The sequence below is a fragment of the Chryseobacterium indologenes genome, assembly GCF_018362995.1.
GTDB classification, from domain to species: domain Bacteria; phylum Bacteroidota; class Bacteroidia; order Flavobacteriales; family Weeksellaceae; genus Chryseobacterium; species Chryseobacterium indologenes_G.
Genome location: NZ_CP074372.1, coordinates 4318015 through 4335186 on the forward strand (window position 1 = coordinate 4318015; position 17172 = coordinate 4335186).

The 17172-nt window shown below is 36.4% G+C and carries 12 protein-coding genes; 10 read left to right on the forward strand and 2 right to left on the reverse strand.

Annotation, left to right across the window (positions count from 1 at the left end):
• The first annotated feature begins 1 nt into the window (after position 1).
• The 4 genes from DYR29_RS19660 to DYR29_RS19675 all read left to right on the forward strand — a co-directional run bounded on the left by DYR29_RS19660 (position 2) and on the right by DYR29_RS19675 (position 4020).
• Complete coding sequence (locus tag DYR29_RS19660; protein WP_213278176.1) at positions 2 to 1591, forward strand: GldM family protein; 1590 nt, start codon at positions 2 to 4, stop codon at positions 1589 to 1591.
• Positions 1592 to 1613: 22 nt separating this feature from the next.
• Complete coding sequence (gene gldN / locus DYR29_RS19665) at positions 1614 to 2552, forward strand: gliding motility protein GldN (protein WP_213278177.1); 939 nt, start codon at positions 1614 to 1616, stop codon at positions 2550 to 2552.
• A gap of 136 nt (positions 2553 to 2688) precedes the next feature.
• Positions 2689 to 3723, forward strand: a complete 1035-nt coding sequence (locus DYR29_RS19670) for an NAD(P)/FAD-dependent oxidoreductase (RefSeq protein WP_213278178.1) — start codon at positions 2689 to 2691, stop codon at positions 3721 to 3723.
• 36 nt (positions 3724 to 3759) lie between these two features.
• Positions 3760 to 4020, forward strand: coding sequence for a SemiSWEET transporter (locus DYR29_RS19675; RefSeq protein ID WP_213278179.1), 261 nt, complete (start codon positions 3760 to 3762; stop codon positions 4018 to 4020).
• A gap of 69 nt (positions 4021 to 4089) precedes the next feature.
• Here DYR29_RS19675 and DYR29_RS19680 read toward each other — a convergent pair whose 3' ends face one another.
• Both DYR29_RS19680 and DYR29_RS19685 read right to left on the reverse strand, forming a co-directional pair.
• Positions 4090 to 4524, reverse strand: a complete 435-nt coding sequence (locus DYR29_RS19680; RefSeq protein ID WP_213278180.1) for an META domain-containing protein — start codon at positions 4522 to 4524, stop codon at positions 4090 to 4092.
• 37 nt (positions 4525 to 4561) lie between these two features.
• On the reverse strand, positions 4562 to 4954 hold the full coding sequence (locus DYR29_RS19685; RefSeq protein ID WP_213278181.1) for a multicopper oxidase domain-containing protein: 393 nt from the start codon (positions 4952 to 4954) through the stop codon (positions 4562 to 4564).
• 638 nt (positions 4955 to 5592) lie between these two features.
• Here DYR29_RS19685 and DYR29_RS19690 point away from each other — a divergent pair.
• The 6 genes from DYR29_RS19690 to DYR29_RS19715 all read left to right on the forward strand — a co-directional run bounded on the left by DYR29_RS19690 (position 5593) and on the right by DYR29_RS19715 (position 17172).
• Entirely contained in the window at positions 5593 to 5979 is a 387-nt protein-coding gene (locus tag DYR29_RS19690) for a hypothetical protein (protein WP_213278182.1), read from the forward strand.
• A gap of 148 nt (positions 5980 to 6127) precedes the next feature.
• A complete protein-coding gene (locus tag DYR29_RS19695; RefSeq protein ID WP_149388580.1) occupies positions 6128 to 7210 on the forward strand; it encodes an efflux RND transporter periplasmic adaptor subunit in 1083 nt (360 codons plus the stop codon).
• Positions 7211 to 7231: 21 nt separating this feature from the next.
• The gene (locus DYR29_RS19700; RefSeq protein WP_213278183.1) at positions 7232 to 10423 is read left to right on the forward strand and encodes an efflux RND transporter permease subunit; all 3192 of its coding nucleotides are present in this window, start codon (positions 7232 to 7234) and stop codon (positions 10421 to 10423) included.
• Entirely contained in the window at positions 10395 to 11852 is a 1458-nt protein-coding gene (locus DYR29_RS19705) for a TolC family protein (protein WP_047424220.1), read from the forward strand. Before DYR29_RS19700 ends, DYR29_RS19705 begins: the two co-directional genes overlap by 29 nt.
• A gap of 276 nt (positions 11853 to 12128) precedes the next feature.
• Positions 12129 to 13757, forward strand: coding sequence for a T9SS type A sorting domain-containing protein (locus DYR29_RS19710; protein ID WP_213278184.1), 1629 nt, complete (start codon positions 12129 to 12131; stop codon positions 13755 to 13757).
• A 40-nt stretch (positions 13758 to 13797) separates the two neighbouring features.
• Entirely contained in the window at positions 13798 to 17172 is a 3375-nt protein-coding gene (locus DYR29_RS19715; protein ID WP_213278185.1) for a hypothetical protein, read from the forward strand.

A 17172-nucleotide genomic window follows, 5' to 3' on the forward strand; every position in this document is an offset into this window, starting at 1 on the left:
AATGGCACAAGGAAAACAGACCCCTCGTCAGAAGATGATCAACCTGATGTATTTGGTGTTCATCGCGATGATGGCCCTAAATATTGATGCAGAAATCATCAGATCATACTATGACTCTACCAGAGCATTGAATGAAACCAGAACTTTAACAGAAAAGAAAAACGAGAAGATCTTTGAAAGAACGTTGGAAGCTAAGGCTCAGCAAGTTCCGGATACCTACGCACAGCCTTGGGCTCAATACAAAGTATTGAAAACTAAAATTGATGCCTTGGTGAACTCTGCTCAGGATGTTAAAAATTTGTTGAAAAAACAATCTGAGTTTCACGATAAAGATAAGGACGGAAAAGATATTGACGTAAGTGAAAACTTTGCTGCACTTAACAACAACGAAGCAACTACTGAATATTTCTTCAAAGAAGGAGATGAAAATACTCCATCAAAGAATGCATTAGATCTGAAAGCTAAAATTGATGATGTAAGAAACTATATCAATTCTACTTTTGGAAGCAATGCTCCGTTACAGGATTTAGTAGCAAGAGCTAACAAGTCTCTTATTGCGGAGTATCCTAAAGGAACATCTCCAAATGAAAAGACTTGGTTCCAGAATAAATTTTATCATCAGCCGCTAATTGCTGCAATATCTAATTTGGAGATTATCCAAAATGATGCCAGAAACGTTCAGTCTGATGCATTGGCACTATTACTTCAGGAGAAAGTAGATGCGAATATTAAATTCTCAAGCTACGAGCCTATCGTTTCAGGTCCGGTTGATATCCAGGCAGGAAAACAGGCTGAAGTAAAAGTAATGTTAGGAACTTATTCTAACAGCAATAAAATCAGCATCTCTGGTGTAAGCAGAGTTGAAAATGGTAAAGGTATTACCCAGATTTCAGGTTCTGGAATTGGTGAACATAAATTAGGAGGTACAATTACATTAACAGATGCTTCAGGTAAGCCACAATCTTTCCCTTGGACGCATACTTATAATGTAATCGCAGGACCTAGAGAAGTAAAACTTGAAAAAGGATTATTGCTTTCTGCTGATAAAATGAACGTAATGTATAGAGGACTTGAGAACCCTGTTTCAGGATCAATCTTAGGTGCTGATAATTCTAAACTTTCATTATCTGCTGCAGGAGCTACTGTAAAAGGTAAAGGTCCAGGTAAATGGGATGTAACTCCTACTACAGGAAATGTAGTGAAGTTAACATTATCAGGAACAGATCCATATGGTAAAACAGTTTCTCAGGTATTTGAATACAGAATTAAGAATATTCCTAGACCTCAGGGTCAGATCAGAGGTAAGGCTGTAAACTTTATGCCGGCAGGTTCTATTCCTAACCAGATTGTATCAGCTACTTTACCTGACTTTGACTTCCCTGTTTCGTTTACTGTAAATAGCTTCATTATCAAGCTTCCAGGAAAAGCAGGTACTCTGATCCAAGGTAGTTCACTATCAGGAGCAGAAGGAATGCTTAGAAACCTTAGACCTGGTGATGTAGTTCAGATTTATGATATTCAGGCTACGGCTACAGGATTGGGTAACCAGAGACTTAAGGAAATTTCACCTGTAATTATTAATGTACAATAAGGTTAATTTGTAAAATCATATTATGAAAAAATATATTAGCACCCTTTTAGTTTTAGTTTCGGGATTAGCATTTTCCCAAACTATTCTGAATGCTGCTTCTCCCGAAGAATTCAGACAAATGAGATCTGAATCAATGAGAAAAGCAGGGGATACTGTTATCAGCAATAAAGTAAAGCCTCTTGAATATGGTTTCGTTGATGACAAAGATATTTACAAAAGTATGTTTGTTTGGGAAATCATTGATATGAATGATAAGATCAACCAGCCATTCTATTATGACAATCCGGATGGTCTTCTTTCAAGCTCTACAAGATCTTTATATCAATTATTACTTGATGGAGCTCTTAAAGGTGACATTAAGGAAGTTTATGATGACGAAAACTTTGTGACAAGACTTTCACCTGAAGCAATTCAGAAAAGATTGGAAAGCATAAGACTTGACGAAGAAGCTATTGATATTCTTAACTCTGGAAGAACACTTACAGAAGACGAGAAAAAAAGATTAACAGATATCATCAGAACTACAACGGATAAAGTAAAAGTTCTTAAAGTGATGGGTATGTGGTTTATCGATAAGAGAGACGGTCAAATGAAATACAGACCTCTTGGAATCGCAGCTATGGGACCAGATCCTACATCTGTTGGAAGAATTGGTCCTGACGGTCAGCCTTTAGCTGGTGCTGATGAATTGATCGACTTATTCTGGATATATTATCCAAGTGCTCGTGATATTTTAGCAAACAATTATGTTTTCAACAGAAAAAATTCTTCTGCCGACTTATCTTTTGATGATATCATCAATGCAAGAAGATTCTCTTCTATTATTTACAAGTCTTCAAGCGGCTTAGGAGATGGTACTATTAAGGACTATATTCCTAAAAATGCTGATGAACAGATTGAAGAAAGCGATAGAATCAAAGCACAGATTCTTGACATGGAAAATGATATGTGGAATTACTAGATTTCACTTGATATTTATAGAAAACCTGAGTATTTTTACTCAGGTTTTTTTATGATGAAATCGCCCTTGTTTATTGCCGATCAATAATCAATGAGATAGGCGATTACATATGACCTTTAAACAAACGAAATTTCTCATGAAAAATGTAGATTATATTATTGTAGGAGACGGATATGCAGGACTTTTTCTGGCTCATCAGCTGATTAAAAACAATAAGTCCTTTGTGGTCTTTTCCGAAGGGAGAAAAAGTGCTTCACAGATTTCAGCCGGAATTATCAATCCTGTTGTTCTCAAGAAGTTTACCACTTTCTGGAAAGCACAGGAACAAATAGACTTTCTTAAAGACAGTCTCAAAGAAATAGAATCCTATACCGGAGAAAATTATCTGATCAATGCTCCCATTCATAGAATTTTTCATGATGAGAATGAACAGAATCTTTGGTTAAAAAAATCAGAGAATGAAGAATTATCAGCTTTTCTTGACCAAAATTTTGATTCTTTAAACGGGGTAAAAAACGATTTTCAGACCGGAAAGGTCAATCAGTCTGCCAGACTCAATGTTAATGGATTTTTTAGTGGTTTATTCAATTATTTGGAAAAAAATGATCATCTAATAAAAGAAAGATTCGATTATGCCCGACTGAACCCTTCCGAATCTGTTTATAAAGACTTTTCTTTCAAAAATATTATATTCTGCGAAGGAATGGGAGTGAAAGATAATCCATACTTTTCAGAAATTGCTGTGGTTCCCAATAAAGGGCATCATATAAAAGTGAAGCTATCCCAACCGATTCCGGAAAACATCACCATTAAAAAGAAGCATTTCTTATTTCCCACCGGAAACGGACTTTATTTTTACGGTGGAACCTACGACAGAGATCAGCTTCATCACCACATCGATGATTCAGCAGTCACTCAACTAGTCAACGGACTTTCTGAGTTCTATCCCTATGACTTTGAAGTGGAAGAAGTACATTTTGGATTCCGTCCTACTGTAAAAGACAGAAGGCCAATCATTGGAAGACATGAAACATGGGACAATTTGTATATTTTTAATGGAATGGGGGCCCGTGGTATTCTGAATGGATGCTATTTCTCACGCGATTTATTCCGTTTCATTGAAAACGATATCCCTTTGCATGAAGAAGTGTCATCAAAAAGGTTTCAATAGTATATATTAGTGTAGAGATTCAAAACCACAAAACTTATGGACGTAAATGTATTAGGGATCATTGCCGGTTTTCTTACTTCGGTTTCGATGATTCCGCAGCTTGTAAAGGTGATCAAAGAAAAGAATGTGGAAGATATTTCTCTGGTCATGCTTTTGGTTCTTATTTCGGGACTTTCGCTGTGGGTCTGGTATGGGATAAAAAAAGACGAACTGCCTATTATTTTATCTAATGGATTTGCCGTTCTGGTCAATATCAGCCTACTGATCTGTTATTTTATTTACAATAAAAAGAAGTAGAGTCTATACATACAAAAAGACGCTTCAGAATTGAAGCGTCTTTTTTTTATTTAAGTGAAATAAATACGATTATTGAAGAACAAATTTAGCTAAAGGAGCCATTCTTGCCTTGTTTAAAGTAAGTGTGTTTCCATTTACAGAGTAGTTATCTGCTGCAAGGACTGCTTTTGTAAACTGGTTTTCAATATCCAGATCTTCACAAGCCATCATCGTAGACATTCCCTGATTGAATTTTATTCTCATGATTTCAGGTTTGATCTCGAAAGTTCCTCCAAATCCGTTACATCCGGCATGACCTTCATATCTCATTCCATCCATATTAAGTTTGAAATGAGGATTGTTTTTAGGGTTTTTAAGCTCTATCGGTTTCCCGTTAAGCTCTGTAAGTTTCCAGGTTTTCCCGGTAATATCAGTAGTCGTTTTTTGTGCGGTTTGTGTTTTACATGAAACAACAAGGAATGTTGCAATTACAAGTGCCGATAAGTAATAATATAAACTTTTCATAATGCTTATTTTTTTTAAATGAATGCTAGTCCTTATGCTAATACGATGCCATTTTTGCCGGACCAGACTCTTTTTTTGCCTGTTTAAGATGGAACAGTACCATGTCTACATTCTTTTTAAGGAAAGTTATATTTCCCTTAATATCAGAATATTGATACTCTTCATTGGAGGCTGTATATTCAGGTAAAGCATCACTTTTTTTAAGGTCAAAAGTTTTACCGTTTAAATGTATTGTTGCGGTATTTTTAGTGTTGTTGATCGTTACTTCTATCTTTTCTCCATAGCTGTCAACATACACATCTTTGAAAATTTCGTCTGTGTTTTCGGGAGCAGCAGCGGTAATGGTTTCAGCTTCTTTTCCGGGATGTTTACACGCTGTTAGGGAAAGAATGGTCAATCCCAGAAGGATTGTTGTTAATAAATTTTTCATAATGATAAGTGATTTTAAAGTGTTTCATGAATTGTGATATTAATACTATATAAATTTACAAATATTTTTAATAAATATATGTTAATTTTACATAAAGTAACAGTAATTTTAAATTTATATATTTTTAACTCACTGTTTTTTGAAACATTATTCACGAAACAGAAAGTAATATTTATTGTGGAAAATTGTGTATAATTATTGTTAATGCAGGGATTTTAACGGACTTGTTTTCAATAGTATAGTATACTTTTTTTTCATTTTTCATTTGTTGTGTAAATTTTCGGCAAAAATAATTCAAAAAGAAGAGAGTAACAATAAGTTAATGTTAATAATTAATATTCATGACAAAGTTTAGGTTTAACTGCGGAAATTCTTAAAAATGGAATACTAGGCCATTAAAAATGTTCAAAAAAGTAACAACGTAAAAATTAAAATTTCCTTAAATCAAAAAAAATGGCTTGATTTTTGAAAATTTGAACCTGCACAGATGAGATGTCATAATTGCTGGAATTACCTTTGAATAAAGGAAATGTTTAATATTTATCATGTTTTCAGATTCAGGTAATTTAAAGAATAGTTAAATTTTGTTAATCTACTATGATAATATCATAATCTGGGTGTACATTTGCCACTTCAAAATGAGAAACTTTATAGTATACTTTTTAACCGGTCTTTTTCTGCTCTTTGTAGTAGAAAGCAGACTTGATGTTAAAACGCTTCGAAATGACTATTCCGGTCATGTTTCTCATCATATGCCCAAAAGAGCCAACCGTTTGAATCAGACTTTTGAAAAACTCTCTGTTCAGCAAATGGCCGATACCGTAGACAATTCCACACTTGAACTTGCTGAAAATGATTTCCAACTGTCTGATGTATGGCAGGCGATTGTTGTTTTTGCAGGAGTTTTCAGCCTGGTTTATATTTTTGGGTTAAAAAGCCATAAAAGGTTTAGACCTGATATTCATGGCTTTATTCTTGGCTTTGCCACCAAAAGATTTATTCTTATCCGTTCTATTAGAATTTAAAATTTCATCAATCTACTCATTTTCTACCTGATTCCGGGTAGAAATACTTTGCGTTGTGTATGCTGGTAATCATCACATCGTACCCCCTTTTATTACCGTTTTTATTTCTATCAAAACATTAACGATTTATATAAACTCTAGAATTATGATAAAGAGAGTTGCTTCGGGAATTGCGCTGAGTGCCCTTCTGTTGGCGGTTGGCTGCAATAAGAAAAAAGAAGAAAAAGAAGAAGTTACCGTATATCCGGTGACATCTCCTGTAGTAATGGACACTGTAATCAACAAAGAATACGTAGCCCAGATTCAATCTGTAAAAAACATTGAAGTAAGGGCTCAGGAAAAAGGTTTCCTGGAAAAAATCTTTGTAGATGAAGGACAATACGTACAGGCGGGACAGACATTGTTCCGAATCATGCCTAAATTGTACCAGGCAGAATTATTAAAAGCAAAAGCAGAGGTAGAACAGGCTTCTATCGAATTGAAAAATGCAAGTACATTAGCAGGAAACAATATTGTTTCTAAAAATGAAAAAGCAATGGCAAAAGCCAAGCTGGATGCTGCTAATGCTGAAATGAAACTGGCTCAGATCCATCTTTCATTTACTGATATCAAAGCACCGTTCTCTGGTGTTATCAACAGAATTCCTTTGAAACTTGGAAGTCTTGTAGATGAAGGTGATTTGCTGACTTCATTGTCAGATAACACAAGTATCTATACTTACTTTAACGTTTCTGAACCGGAATATTTAAGTTATCAGACTCACGCTGCAGACAGAGGAAGCAATCAGGTATCCCTGATCACAGCGAATGGAGAAACCTATTCGCAGAAAGGTGAAATCCAAACCATAGAAGGAGAATTTGATAACGAAACAGGTAATATTGCGTTCCGTGCCAAGTTCCCGAATCCTGATAAACTTTTAAGAAATGGCGAAACAGGAAAAATACAGATGTCAATGCCTGTTCATAATGCACTCATTATTCCACAGAAAGCTACTTATGAGATTCAGGATCAGAAATACGTATTCGTCATTGATAAAAACGGGGTTGCTAAATCCCGAAATATCAAAATCGCTTATGAACTTCCCGATCTTTATGTAGTAGGTTCAGGAATTTCAAAAGGAGATCAGATTCTTTTGGAAGGAGTTCAGAAAGTGAAGGATGATCAAAAGGTGAAAACAAAATTCCAGGATCCTAAGAAAGTTCTTCAATCATTGAAATTAAAAGCAGAGTAGTGGTCTCTAAAATGAAGTAGTATGTTTAAGAAATTCATTCGCAGACCAGTTCTGTCTATAGTAATCTCATTGATTATTGTATTTATGGGGATATTGTCATTGGTAAAACTTCCGGTGACGCAGTTCCCATCCATTTCTCCGCCTAAAGTAAATATTACCGCAGAATATCCGGGAGCTAACAACGAATTGTTGATTAAATCCGTAGTGATCCCTTTAGAAAGAGGGTTAAACGGAGTTCCGGGGATGAAATATATGACCTCGGATGCCGGAAACGACGGGGAAGCTTCCATTCAGATTGTATTTGATCTGGGAACAGATCCCAACGTAGCAGCAGTAAACGTTCAGAACCGTGTATCTTCAGTGGTGAATAAGCTTCCTCCTCTTGTAGTACGTGAAGGGGTAAAGATCACCCGTGAGGAACCTAACATGTTGATGTATATTAACCTGTACAGTGATGATCCTAAAGCTGACCAGAAATTCCTTTTCAACTATGCAGATATTAATGTAATGTCTGAATTGAGAAGGGTAAGTGGTGTTGGTTTTGCTGACATCCTGGGAACCCGTGAATATGCAATGCGTATATGGCTTAAACCGGATAGATTAACAGCTTATAATATTTCAGCTGATGAAGTAATGGAATCTCTGAATGAGCAGAGTTTGGAGGCTTCTCCGGGTAAAACAGGAGAAAGTTCAGGAAAACGCTCGCAGTCATTTGAATATGTATTAAAATATCCGGGTCGTTTCAACAATGAAAAAGATTATGGAAACATTATCCTAAAAGCAAAACCGGATGGTGAATCTGTAAGACTGAAAGATGTTGCAGACATAGAATTCGGAAGTTCCATGTATGATATTTATTCTACATTAAATGGAAAACCTTCTGCGGCGATTACTGTAAAACAATCCTATGGATCTAATGCAAGCGACGTTATCAAAAACGTAAAAGCATTGATGAAGGATCTTGAAAAAAATAACTTCCCTAAAGGAATGCATTATGACATCAGCTATGACGTTTCCAGATTCCTGGATGCCTCTATGGAAAAAGTAATTCATACCTTGTTTGAAGCCTTTATTTTGGTTGCAATTGTGGTATTCCTATTCCTTGGAGACTGGCGTTCAACCTTGATTCCGGCACTAGCCGTTCCGGTTTCATTGGTAGGAACATTTGCGGTGATGTCCGCCTTTGGAATTACCCTGAATATGATTTCCCTCTTTGCCCTGGTAATGGCGATCGGGGTTGTAGTAGATGACGCGATTGTGGTAATTGAAGCTGTTCACGCCAAAATGGAAGAAAAACATCTTTCCCCATTGAAAGCAACAGAGGAGGCAATGCATGAGATCAGTGGAGCGATTATCGCAATTACTTTGGTAATGGCATCCGTATTTATCCCGATTGCATTTATGTCCGGACCGGTTGGGGTATTCTACCGTCAGTTCTCTATTACAATGGCTTCGTCCATTATCTTATCAGGGGTGGTGGCACTTACTTTAACACCGGCATTGTGTGCGTTGATCTTAAGAAATAACCACGGTAAGCCTAAAAAGAAGACTCCGATTACTATTTTCCTTGATAAGTTCAATAATATCTTTACAAAAGGTGCCGGGAAATATGAGAAGATGCTGAATAAAACAGTGACGAAGAAAACAATCACGTTGCCGTTACTGTTAGCATTCTGTGCCTGTACATTCTTCCTGAGTAACTCTTTGCCTTCAGGATTTATTCCGGCTGAAGATCAGGGGATGATCTATGCCATTATCCAGACTCCTCCGGGATCTACATTAGAAAGAACCAATCAGATTGCTAAAGAACTTTTAAGAGAATCTGAAGACATTGATGGTGTACAGTCTGTTTCATCCTTAGCAGGATATGAGATTTTGACAGAAGGTACCGGATCTAACTCGGGAACCTGTCTGATCAACTTGAAAAGCTGGGAAGAACGTAAAGAATCCGCCGCTGAAATCATAGAAAAACTTGAGGAAAAAGCGAAGAATATTCCGGGTGCCAATATAGAATTCTTCCAGCCACCATCCGTTCCCGGATATGGAGCTGCCGGAGGTTTTGAACTTCGTTTACTCGATAAAGCAGGAAGTGGAGACTATCATAAAATGGAACAGGTAAGTAATGACTTTGTGAAGGAGCTTAAGAAGCGTCCGGAACTGGGATCTGCATTTACTTTCTATTCTGCGAGTTTCCCGCAATATATGCTTAAGATTGATAATGATCTTGCAGAACAAAAAGGAGTGACCATTGAAAAAGCGATGGATAACTTATCCACATTAATCGGGTCCAACTATGAGACGAGTTTCATCCGTTTTGACAGGCCTTATAAGGTAATTGTTCAGGCGGGCCCTCAATACCGTGCTCTACCAACAGATCTGTTGAAGCTCTATGTTAAAAATGATAAAGATCAGATGGTTCCTTATTCAGATTTCATGAGATTGGAAAAGGTATATGGATTATCTGAGATTACAAGGCACAATATGTATAACTCTGCAGAGGTGAGTGGAACTCCGGCACCAGGATATAGTAGCGGACAGGCGATTAAGGCAATTCAGGAAGTTGCAGATAAAACACTTCCAAGAGGTTTTGGTATCGACTGGGCAGGTATTTCCAAAGACGAAGTAAGCCGTGGAAATGAAGCCGTATTTATCTTCCTGGTATGTTTAGGATTCGTTTATCTGATTCTTTCGGCACAATATGAAAGTTTTATTCTTCCGCTTCCGGTGATTTTATCCCTTCCGGTTGGTATTTTCGGAGCGTTTTTATGCTTAAAACTTTTAGGATTGGAGAATAACATTTATGCACAGGTAGCGATGGTCATGTTGATTGGACTCTTGGGTAAAAATGCGGTTTTGATTGTCGAGTTCGCTGTACAGAAGAAAGCGGAAGAGGGAATTCCTGTGGCAAAAGCGGCTATTGAAGGTGCTGCCATTCGTTTCCGTCCGATTCTAATGACATCGTTTGCATTTATTGCCGGTTTGATTCCATTGGTTATTGCAACAGGGCCGGGAGCAGTTGGTAACAGAACAATTGGTACTGCAGCAGCAGGAGGGATGTTGATCGGAACCATTTTCGGATTGATGATTATCCCTGGATTGTATTATATCTTCGGAACCATTGCAGACAAGTCCAGACTGGCGAGATATGAAGAAGAGAATCCTTTAACAGAACAAACTGAACCTTATGAACATGATGGAAAATTCGAAGACTAAAAATATAATCACAGCCATTGCCTTATCACTTGTACTTGCAAGTTGTAAGGCGCCCATGGCGACTGTCATAAAAGACGAGGTAAAAGAAAATATTCCTCAGAACTTTAATCAGGAAGAACAGCAGGATGCAAATAACAATAGCGGAACAACTCCATGGAGACAGTTCTTTACGGATCCAAATCTGGTAACGCTGATCGAAACAGCATTAAAAAATAATCAGGAACTATTAATTACCCTTCAGGAAATTGAAATTGCTAAAAGTGGTGTTTTAGCTAAAAAAGGAAGGCTTACTCCAACTGTTTCAGCAGGAATAGGAGCCGGACTAAAAAAAGCAGGGCGTTATACCAGTGAAGGAGCGGGTGATGCCACTACAGAAATAGAACCTGGAAAAGAAATGCCTGATCCGCTGGGAAATTTTGAAGCAGGATTAAATGCAAGCTGGGAAATTGATATCTGGAAAAAACTCAGAACCGAAAAAGAATCTGCAGTTGCCCATTATCTTTCTACCGTAGAAGGCAAAAACTTTGTCCTGTCTAATCTTATTGAAGAAGTTGCTGATAATTATTATGAATTGTTGGCCCTTGATAATCAATTAGATATTATACAGCAGTATATCAAGCTTCAGCAGAGAGCGTTGGAAATTTCCAAAATTCAGAAAGAAGCTGCGGCTGCAACGGAACTGGCGGTGAAAAAATTTGAAGCAGAATTGGCGAAATCTAAGGCTGCTGAATATACGATCCGTCAGCAAATTACTGAGAAGGAAAACGAAATTAATGCCCTGTTAGGAAGATATCCACAACCTATTGTGAGAACAAAGGAAAACTTTATGTCTACGATTCCTCCTACAGTCTATACCGGAATTCCATCACAGTTATTGGCAAACCGTCCTGATATCAAGCAGGCAGAACTGGAATTGAAAGCATCAAAGCTGGATGTGGAAGCAGCAAGAAAAGAGTTTTATCCTTCTTTGGAAATTTCTGCGACATTAGGACTGGAGGCTTTCAAACCATCTTATCTTGTTAAATTGCCTGAATCCATTGCTTACAATCTGGCAGGTGAATTGGCAGGACCGCTTATTAACAAAAGCGCCATAAAAGCGAATTTCCAGACAGCAGATGCAAAACAGGTTCAGGCATTGTACGAATATGATAAAACCATTTTGAACGCTTATCTGGATGTTGCCAATCTGATGTCAAAGGTTAAAAATATAGATCAGTATTATCAACTGAAATCTCAGGAAACTAAAGCCCTGGACCAGTCTATTGATATTGCCAATCAGTTATTCCGTAATTCCAGAGCAGATTATCTTGAAGTTCTTTTGAACCAAAGAGATGCTTTGGATGCCAAAATGGAACTTATTGAGGCAAAACAAAAACAGCTCAGCACAGTAGTTGACATCTATAAAAGTTTAGGTGGAGGCTGGAAATAAAACATCATAATTCTATCAATAAACAGTTAATGTTTTTTGGAAGGGTCAATTCTTTTGAGTTGGCCCTTTTTTGTTTTTAATGCGACAGGTTTTGTCGTTATCCGGGGATAATTTTACACCAGAATAAAATGAATTTCAATATAATAAAGTGGATTTAATAATAAATAGTAAGATTTATGTTAAATCGCAACTTTGTGATTTTAATGTCTTAAAAAGTGTTAAATTCGCGAAGTTTTAATAAACTAATTACTAACTCAAAAAAACAACAATACGGGAATGAAAAAAATCTATCTCGGAGCGCTAAGTTTATGCGCTATTCTGAGCATCTCTGCTCAGGAAGTGGTATGGCAGAAAGACATCAAATCCTCTACTCAGGATTTTCTTAGCCAGGTTACTACAACAATCGATCAGCAGTATCTGATAACGGGAAGCTCTATCCAAAGCGATAAGCAGCAAGCCTCAGGCAGCAAGCAAAATAATGGTTACGATTTTCATCTGGTAAAATTGAACCAGCAGGGAGAAGAAGCCTGGGAAAAATACTTCTCGGGATCCAATCATGATTATTTATCAGCTACAGTCACAACACAGGATGGCGGATTTCTTTTAGCCGGAACTTCTTATTCAGGAAAAGGATTGGATAAAAAAGAGGATTCAAAGGGCGGGTCAGATATCTGGCTGATCAGAATCAATGAATTCGGAGATGAATTGTGGCAGAAAACTTTAGGAAGTTCTTCCGACGAAGAAGCAAGGGCTGTGATTCAAACTACAGATTTAGGATTCTTTGTTGCAGGGAATGTTCAAAACTCTTCAAAAGGTTACGGCTCTAAAGACGTTCTGATCACAAAACTAGATAAAAACGGAAAAGAGCTCTCCCAATTAATCTTAGGCGGAAAAGGCTTAGACGAAGTAGAAAAGATGATTCCAACGAAAGATGGAGGAGCATTATTAGGTATTTATTCCAGGAGTTCCGAGGTTCGTGTTTCGGGATCTGAAAAGGGTTCCGAGATGCGAGATGCGGGTTCTGTTTCAAACGTTCAAAACTCGAATCCCGTGTCCCGAAACTTGAAACAAACTGAAAATTTCGGAGAAGGTGATTACTGGATCGTAAAACTCGATAAAAACGGAAAAGTAGAATGGGAAAAGAACTTTGGAGGGAAAGGTGATGATCATGTCAGAACACTAGCTTTGACTTCAAACGGCTTTATCATTGGTGGAGAATCCAGATCGGAAAGATCAGGAAATAAAGTGGTTGGAATTGAAGAAGGAACAGACCTTTGGCTGATTTCTTTAAATGAAAGAGGTGATGAGCAGTGGCAGAAATCTTACAACTTCAAAAATAGGGATATTTTGATGGGAATAAGCGTAATTCATTCTGTAGATGATAAATCTTCCAAAGGAATTTTATTGGGAGGCTATACTCAGGCTGAAGGAAGAGTAGAAACTGATGATGAAACCTTCTGGATACTGTATTTAGATCAGAATGGCAATGAGCAGTGGAGAAAACATGTCAAAGGAGAATCCAGAAAAAAGGAAGAAAGACTTTCTGATTTAAAACTTAATAGAGATGGTTCTATTGTTCTGGCAGGAACCAGTGCAGAAGAATTGGGTAAAGAAAACTGGAAGATCGTAAAGCTAGGAGACAAACAGGTTGATCAGTTAATTGAAAAATATGACATCAAAATTTATCCGAACCCAGTATCAGATTATGCTTATATAGAAATCGGTTTTGATTTTAAAGATGCAGATATCTTATTATATGACATGAGCGGGAGACAGCTTCAGAGTATAAAAACTAAGAATAAAGTGACTAAGATTAATACTCAGGCTTTGGTGCAGGGAGCTTATCTGGTGACGATAAAAACTGATAACAATAAAACGGCGAATGCTAAACTAATCAAGAAATAGACAAATGAGGAAAAAATACTTAATACTGTCATTGTTTTTCATGCAGTATTTACACTCACAGATTATAAATTCAAATCCGGCTTCCGCAAGCAGTCCTATGGATAATATAAAACAAATTTATCCGGCTGCTCCCACTGCTAATAATTTAATGAAATTTGAAGAAGTTCCTGTAAGCTACTACACAGGAATTCCGGATATTAAAATTCCACTTGCAGCTATCTCAACAAATGATTCTAAAATTTCTATGAACGTTTCGCTAAATTATCACCCTCTTAATGCAAAGCCTCTTGACAAATCGGGAGAAGAAGGATTAGGATGGAGTCTGTTTGCCGGAGGAACTATCACCAAAACTATAAGAGGAAGTGCGGATGATCGTAATTTTGAAGGAGTTGAGCAAAGGGTAGGAATTCTTTATGATGAATATAATTATGCAGGAGCCCACACCAATTATACAAGAAAATATTTGGATGAGTTAGCAGTAGGTGGTGTATATCATACGGATCAATATAAAAAGCTTTTATTTGATGCATTGTTTTTTAGCCGATATGATACTGAGTATGATCTTTATCAATATAATTTTATGGGTTATACTGGGCGATTTATCATTAAAAAATCTTCCGATAATAATTTATATGTTGAAAAGTTAGATAAAAATAATCTAAAAATTACCATAGGCTCTACTAACTCTGGTAATGCATTAGAGGTAGCATCTTTTATAATTCTTGATGAATATGGAAATAGTTTTACTTTTGATGTATTAGAGAGAACTCAAAGATCCAGTATATCTAATAAAATAGGTTATTATGATTCATTTCAAACCAATTCAAAAGATTCCGGTGAAAGTACTACTGCTTTTCACCTGAGCAAAGTTGCCAACACATCCAAAACAGAATTGGTAAAGCTGGAGTATTATCCTCCTTCCGAGATCCAGTATACAGATTATTCTAATATAACCAGAAATAAGTTTGCAAGTGAAGATGCAAACTCTTTGCCTGTAGCAACAACTTTCGATAGCCAGATGCCGGCTTCTTACGAAACGAACATCATCACAAATAATACATTTGTCCGAAGTTTAAAAGAAATAGAAATACCGGGAAAAGGAAAAATTAATTTTACATATTTGCAGGAAAGAAATGATTCAGGCTATAGTCTGCCTCAGCAGCTGCAAAAATTAGATAAGGTTAAAGTTTTTGATGCATCCGGAAAACTACTGGAAACACACCAGTTATCTTATAGCTATTTTACTTATAATTTAGCAGGAGGAAATTTGCCTAACACAACGTTATCACTCTCAAAAGTAACTAAGTTTGATTCTTCTTCCAATAAAGAATATGATTATATATTAGACTATACATCCAATCCGCAGAATCGAACTTTGGGAACAGATTCATGGGGGTGGTTTAACTGTCCTCGTCCTAATGCTAATCCTCTTTTGGCAAAATATGTTTCACCGGATTGTATCAATATGAATATTCTCAAAAGTATGAAACTTCCTTCGGGAGGAATTAGGACTTTTGATTTTGGAGCCAATACTTACTCATCAGATCATTTGGGAATGCCAATTACTAATTTTGATGATAATATTGAAAACTGGACTTATAGTAATGTTACTGATGTTACATTACATAGTACTTTTTTTAATTCTGCTACTTATAGTTTAGGAAAGGTTCTTCAGAATAAAATATTATTATTGGAAAGTGGCGAAATTTTAAACAATAACGATAATATCGGATTTTTATTCTTAGAAAAATTAAACCTGAGCCAAGAGTTGGTACAGTCATATGGTATCAATACTACAGATAAAGAAATTAATTTAGAAGGCGGACACTTTTATAGAATTAAATTTACCTGGACCAATTCAAATGACCAGGGAACTGCTAATATTAAATATTCATTTAAGACAAAAAATCCCGTACAAAAACAGTGGCTTAACGGAGGAGGAATAAGAATTAATACAATCAGTTATTATGACAATCCCAATGATGCCACTCCTCAAAAGAAAGTTACATTTTCATATAACACATTTACGGATTCAGGAAAAAGTAGTGGTGCCTTGGTATTTCCAAAACCTTTGTTGACTTATAAGTATGGGTATAGTAATAAGTTTGTTTCGACTTGTGGAGGCATGTCGGTAGGATATTGTCAATATCCTTATGCCAATGAATTTGCGATCTATTCATCTCAGAGTTTTCTTCCTGTTCAGAAAACACAGGGCTCTGATGTGGGTTATCAGAATATAACGGTTTTGGAAACGGGCAAGGGTAGAACAGAATATTCTTACACTTCACCTATTGATAAACCAAATCCGGATTCACACTATATTAATTTTGAATTGCCACCATTTCTTCCCGTAGATAATTATGATTACAAAAGAGGACTATTGACAAAGGATGAAAAAAAGGACAATATGAATCTAAGTCTATATAAAAAGGATACAGAATATAATATCTATGATTCAAGAGTTCTTACGGGATTAAATATAAGCTACATAAATTCACCCTACTCAGAGTATGTGTATGCTGGTCATTTTAATTCCTATGAAAATTATTATGCTGGTTGCATACAAAATCAGGGATTGAATGTGTTTTGCGATAACCGCAGCAACGTTAGTAGTATGATGCGAATTCTTCCAGTGCAGGAGATTATAGGAAAAGCAAATCCTATCCATTCTGAGACTACAGAATCTTTTAACGGGAAGACTTTAAAAACGGTTGAAGATATTACCTATAATACCAGAGATTATCCAATAAAACAAAAAGCTACTTTTGCTGACAATACAATTACAGAAACTACTTTCAGCTATGCCCATGAGAAAAATAATCAGAGGCTTATCAATGCCAATATAATAGGTATTCCATTGCAAACCATTACGAAAAAAGATAATGTAATGGTGTCAAATATAGAAACAAAATATGATAATCCTTTGAGCTTACTCCCAAGTTCTGTAATATCTACTGACCTACAAAATGTTATTTCTACAGAAGTGACTTACGATCAGTATGATTTAAAAGGAAACTTACAGCAGTATACCACAAAAGATGGTATTTCAACAGTAATTATCTGGGGCTATAACCAAACTCAGCCCATTGCTAAGATAGAAGGTGCCAAATTAACAGATATCCAGCAATCATTAATTGATGCTATTGTAAATGCTTCCAATACAGATGCTCTAGCAGCTTCTGGTAATGATGAGACAGCATTTTTATCAGCATTGAATGCCTTTAGAGCTAATACGGCATTATCCGGTTATCAGATCACTACTTATACTTACGATCCTTTAGTAGGAGTAAGAAGTATCACTTCACCATCCGGAATTAGCGAATTTTATGTTTATGATTCGGCTAACAGGCTTGAAAAAGTGATTGATGTGAATGGCAAAGTGCTGAAAGAAATGAAATACAATTATAAAAACTAA

What these genes read in the sequence shown, in the direction of transcription:
- DYR29_RS19660 (WP_213278176.1), top strand. Translation starts at nt 2, where the DNA reads ATGGCACAAGGAAAACAGACCCCTCGTCAGAAGATGATCAACCTGATG.
- gldN (WP_213278177.1), top strand. Translation starts at nt 1,614, where the DNA reads ATGAAAAAATATATTAGCACCCTTTTAGTTTTAGTTTCGGGATTAGCA.
- DYR29_RS19670 (WP_213278178.1), top strand. Translation starts at nt 2,689, where the DNA reads ATGAAAAATGTAGATTATATTATTGTAGGAGACGGATATGCAGGACTT.
- DYR29_RS19675 (WP_213278179.1), top strand. Translation starts at nt 3,760, where the DNA reads ATGGACGTAAATGTATTAGGGATCATTGCCGGTTTTCTTACTTCGGTT.
- DYR29_RS19680 (WP_213278180.1), bottom strand. Translation starts at nt 4,524, where the DNA reads ATGAAAAGTTTATATTATTACTTATCGGCACTTGTAATTGCAACATTC.
- DYR29_RS19685 (WP_213278181.1), bottom strand. Translation starts at nt 4,954, where the DNA reads ATGAAAAATTTATTAACAACAATCCTTCTGGGATTGACCATTCTTTCC.
- DYR29_RS19690 (WP_213278182.1), top strand. Translation starts at nt 5,593, where the DNA reads ATGAGAAACTTTATAGTATACTTTTTAACCGGTCTTTTTCTGCTCTTT.
- DYR29_RS19700 (WP_213278183.1), top strand. Translation starts at nt 7,232, where the DNA reads ATGTTTAAGAAATTCATTCGCAGACCAGTTCTGTCTATAGTAATCTCA.
- DYR29_RS19705 (WP_047424220.1), top strand. Translation starts at nt 10,395, where the DNA reads ATGAACATGATGGAAAATTCGAAGACTAAAAATATAATCACAGCCATT.
- DYR29_RS19710 (WP_213278184.1), top strand. Translation starts at nt 12,129, where the DNA reads ATGAAAAAAATCTATCTCGGAGCGCTAAGTTTATGCGCTATTCTGAGC.
- DYR29_RS19715 (WP_213278185.1), top strand. Translation starts at nt 13,798, where the DNA reads ATGCAGTATTTACACTCACAGATTATAAATTCAAATCCGGCTTCCGCA.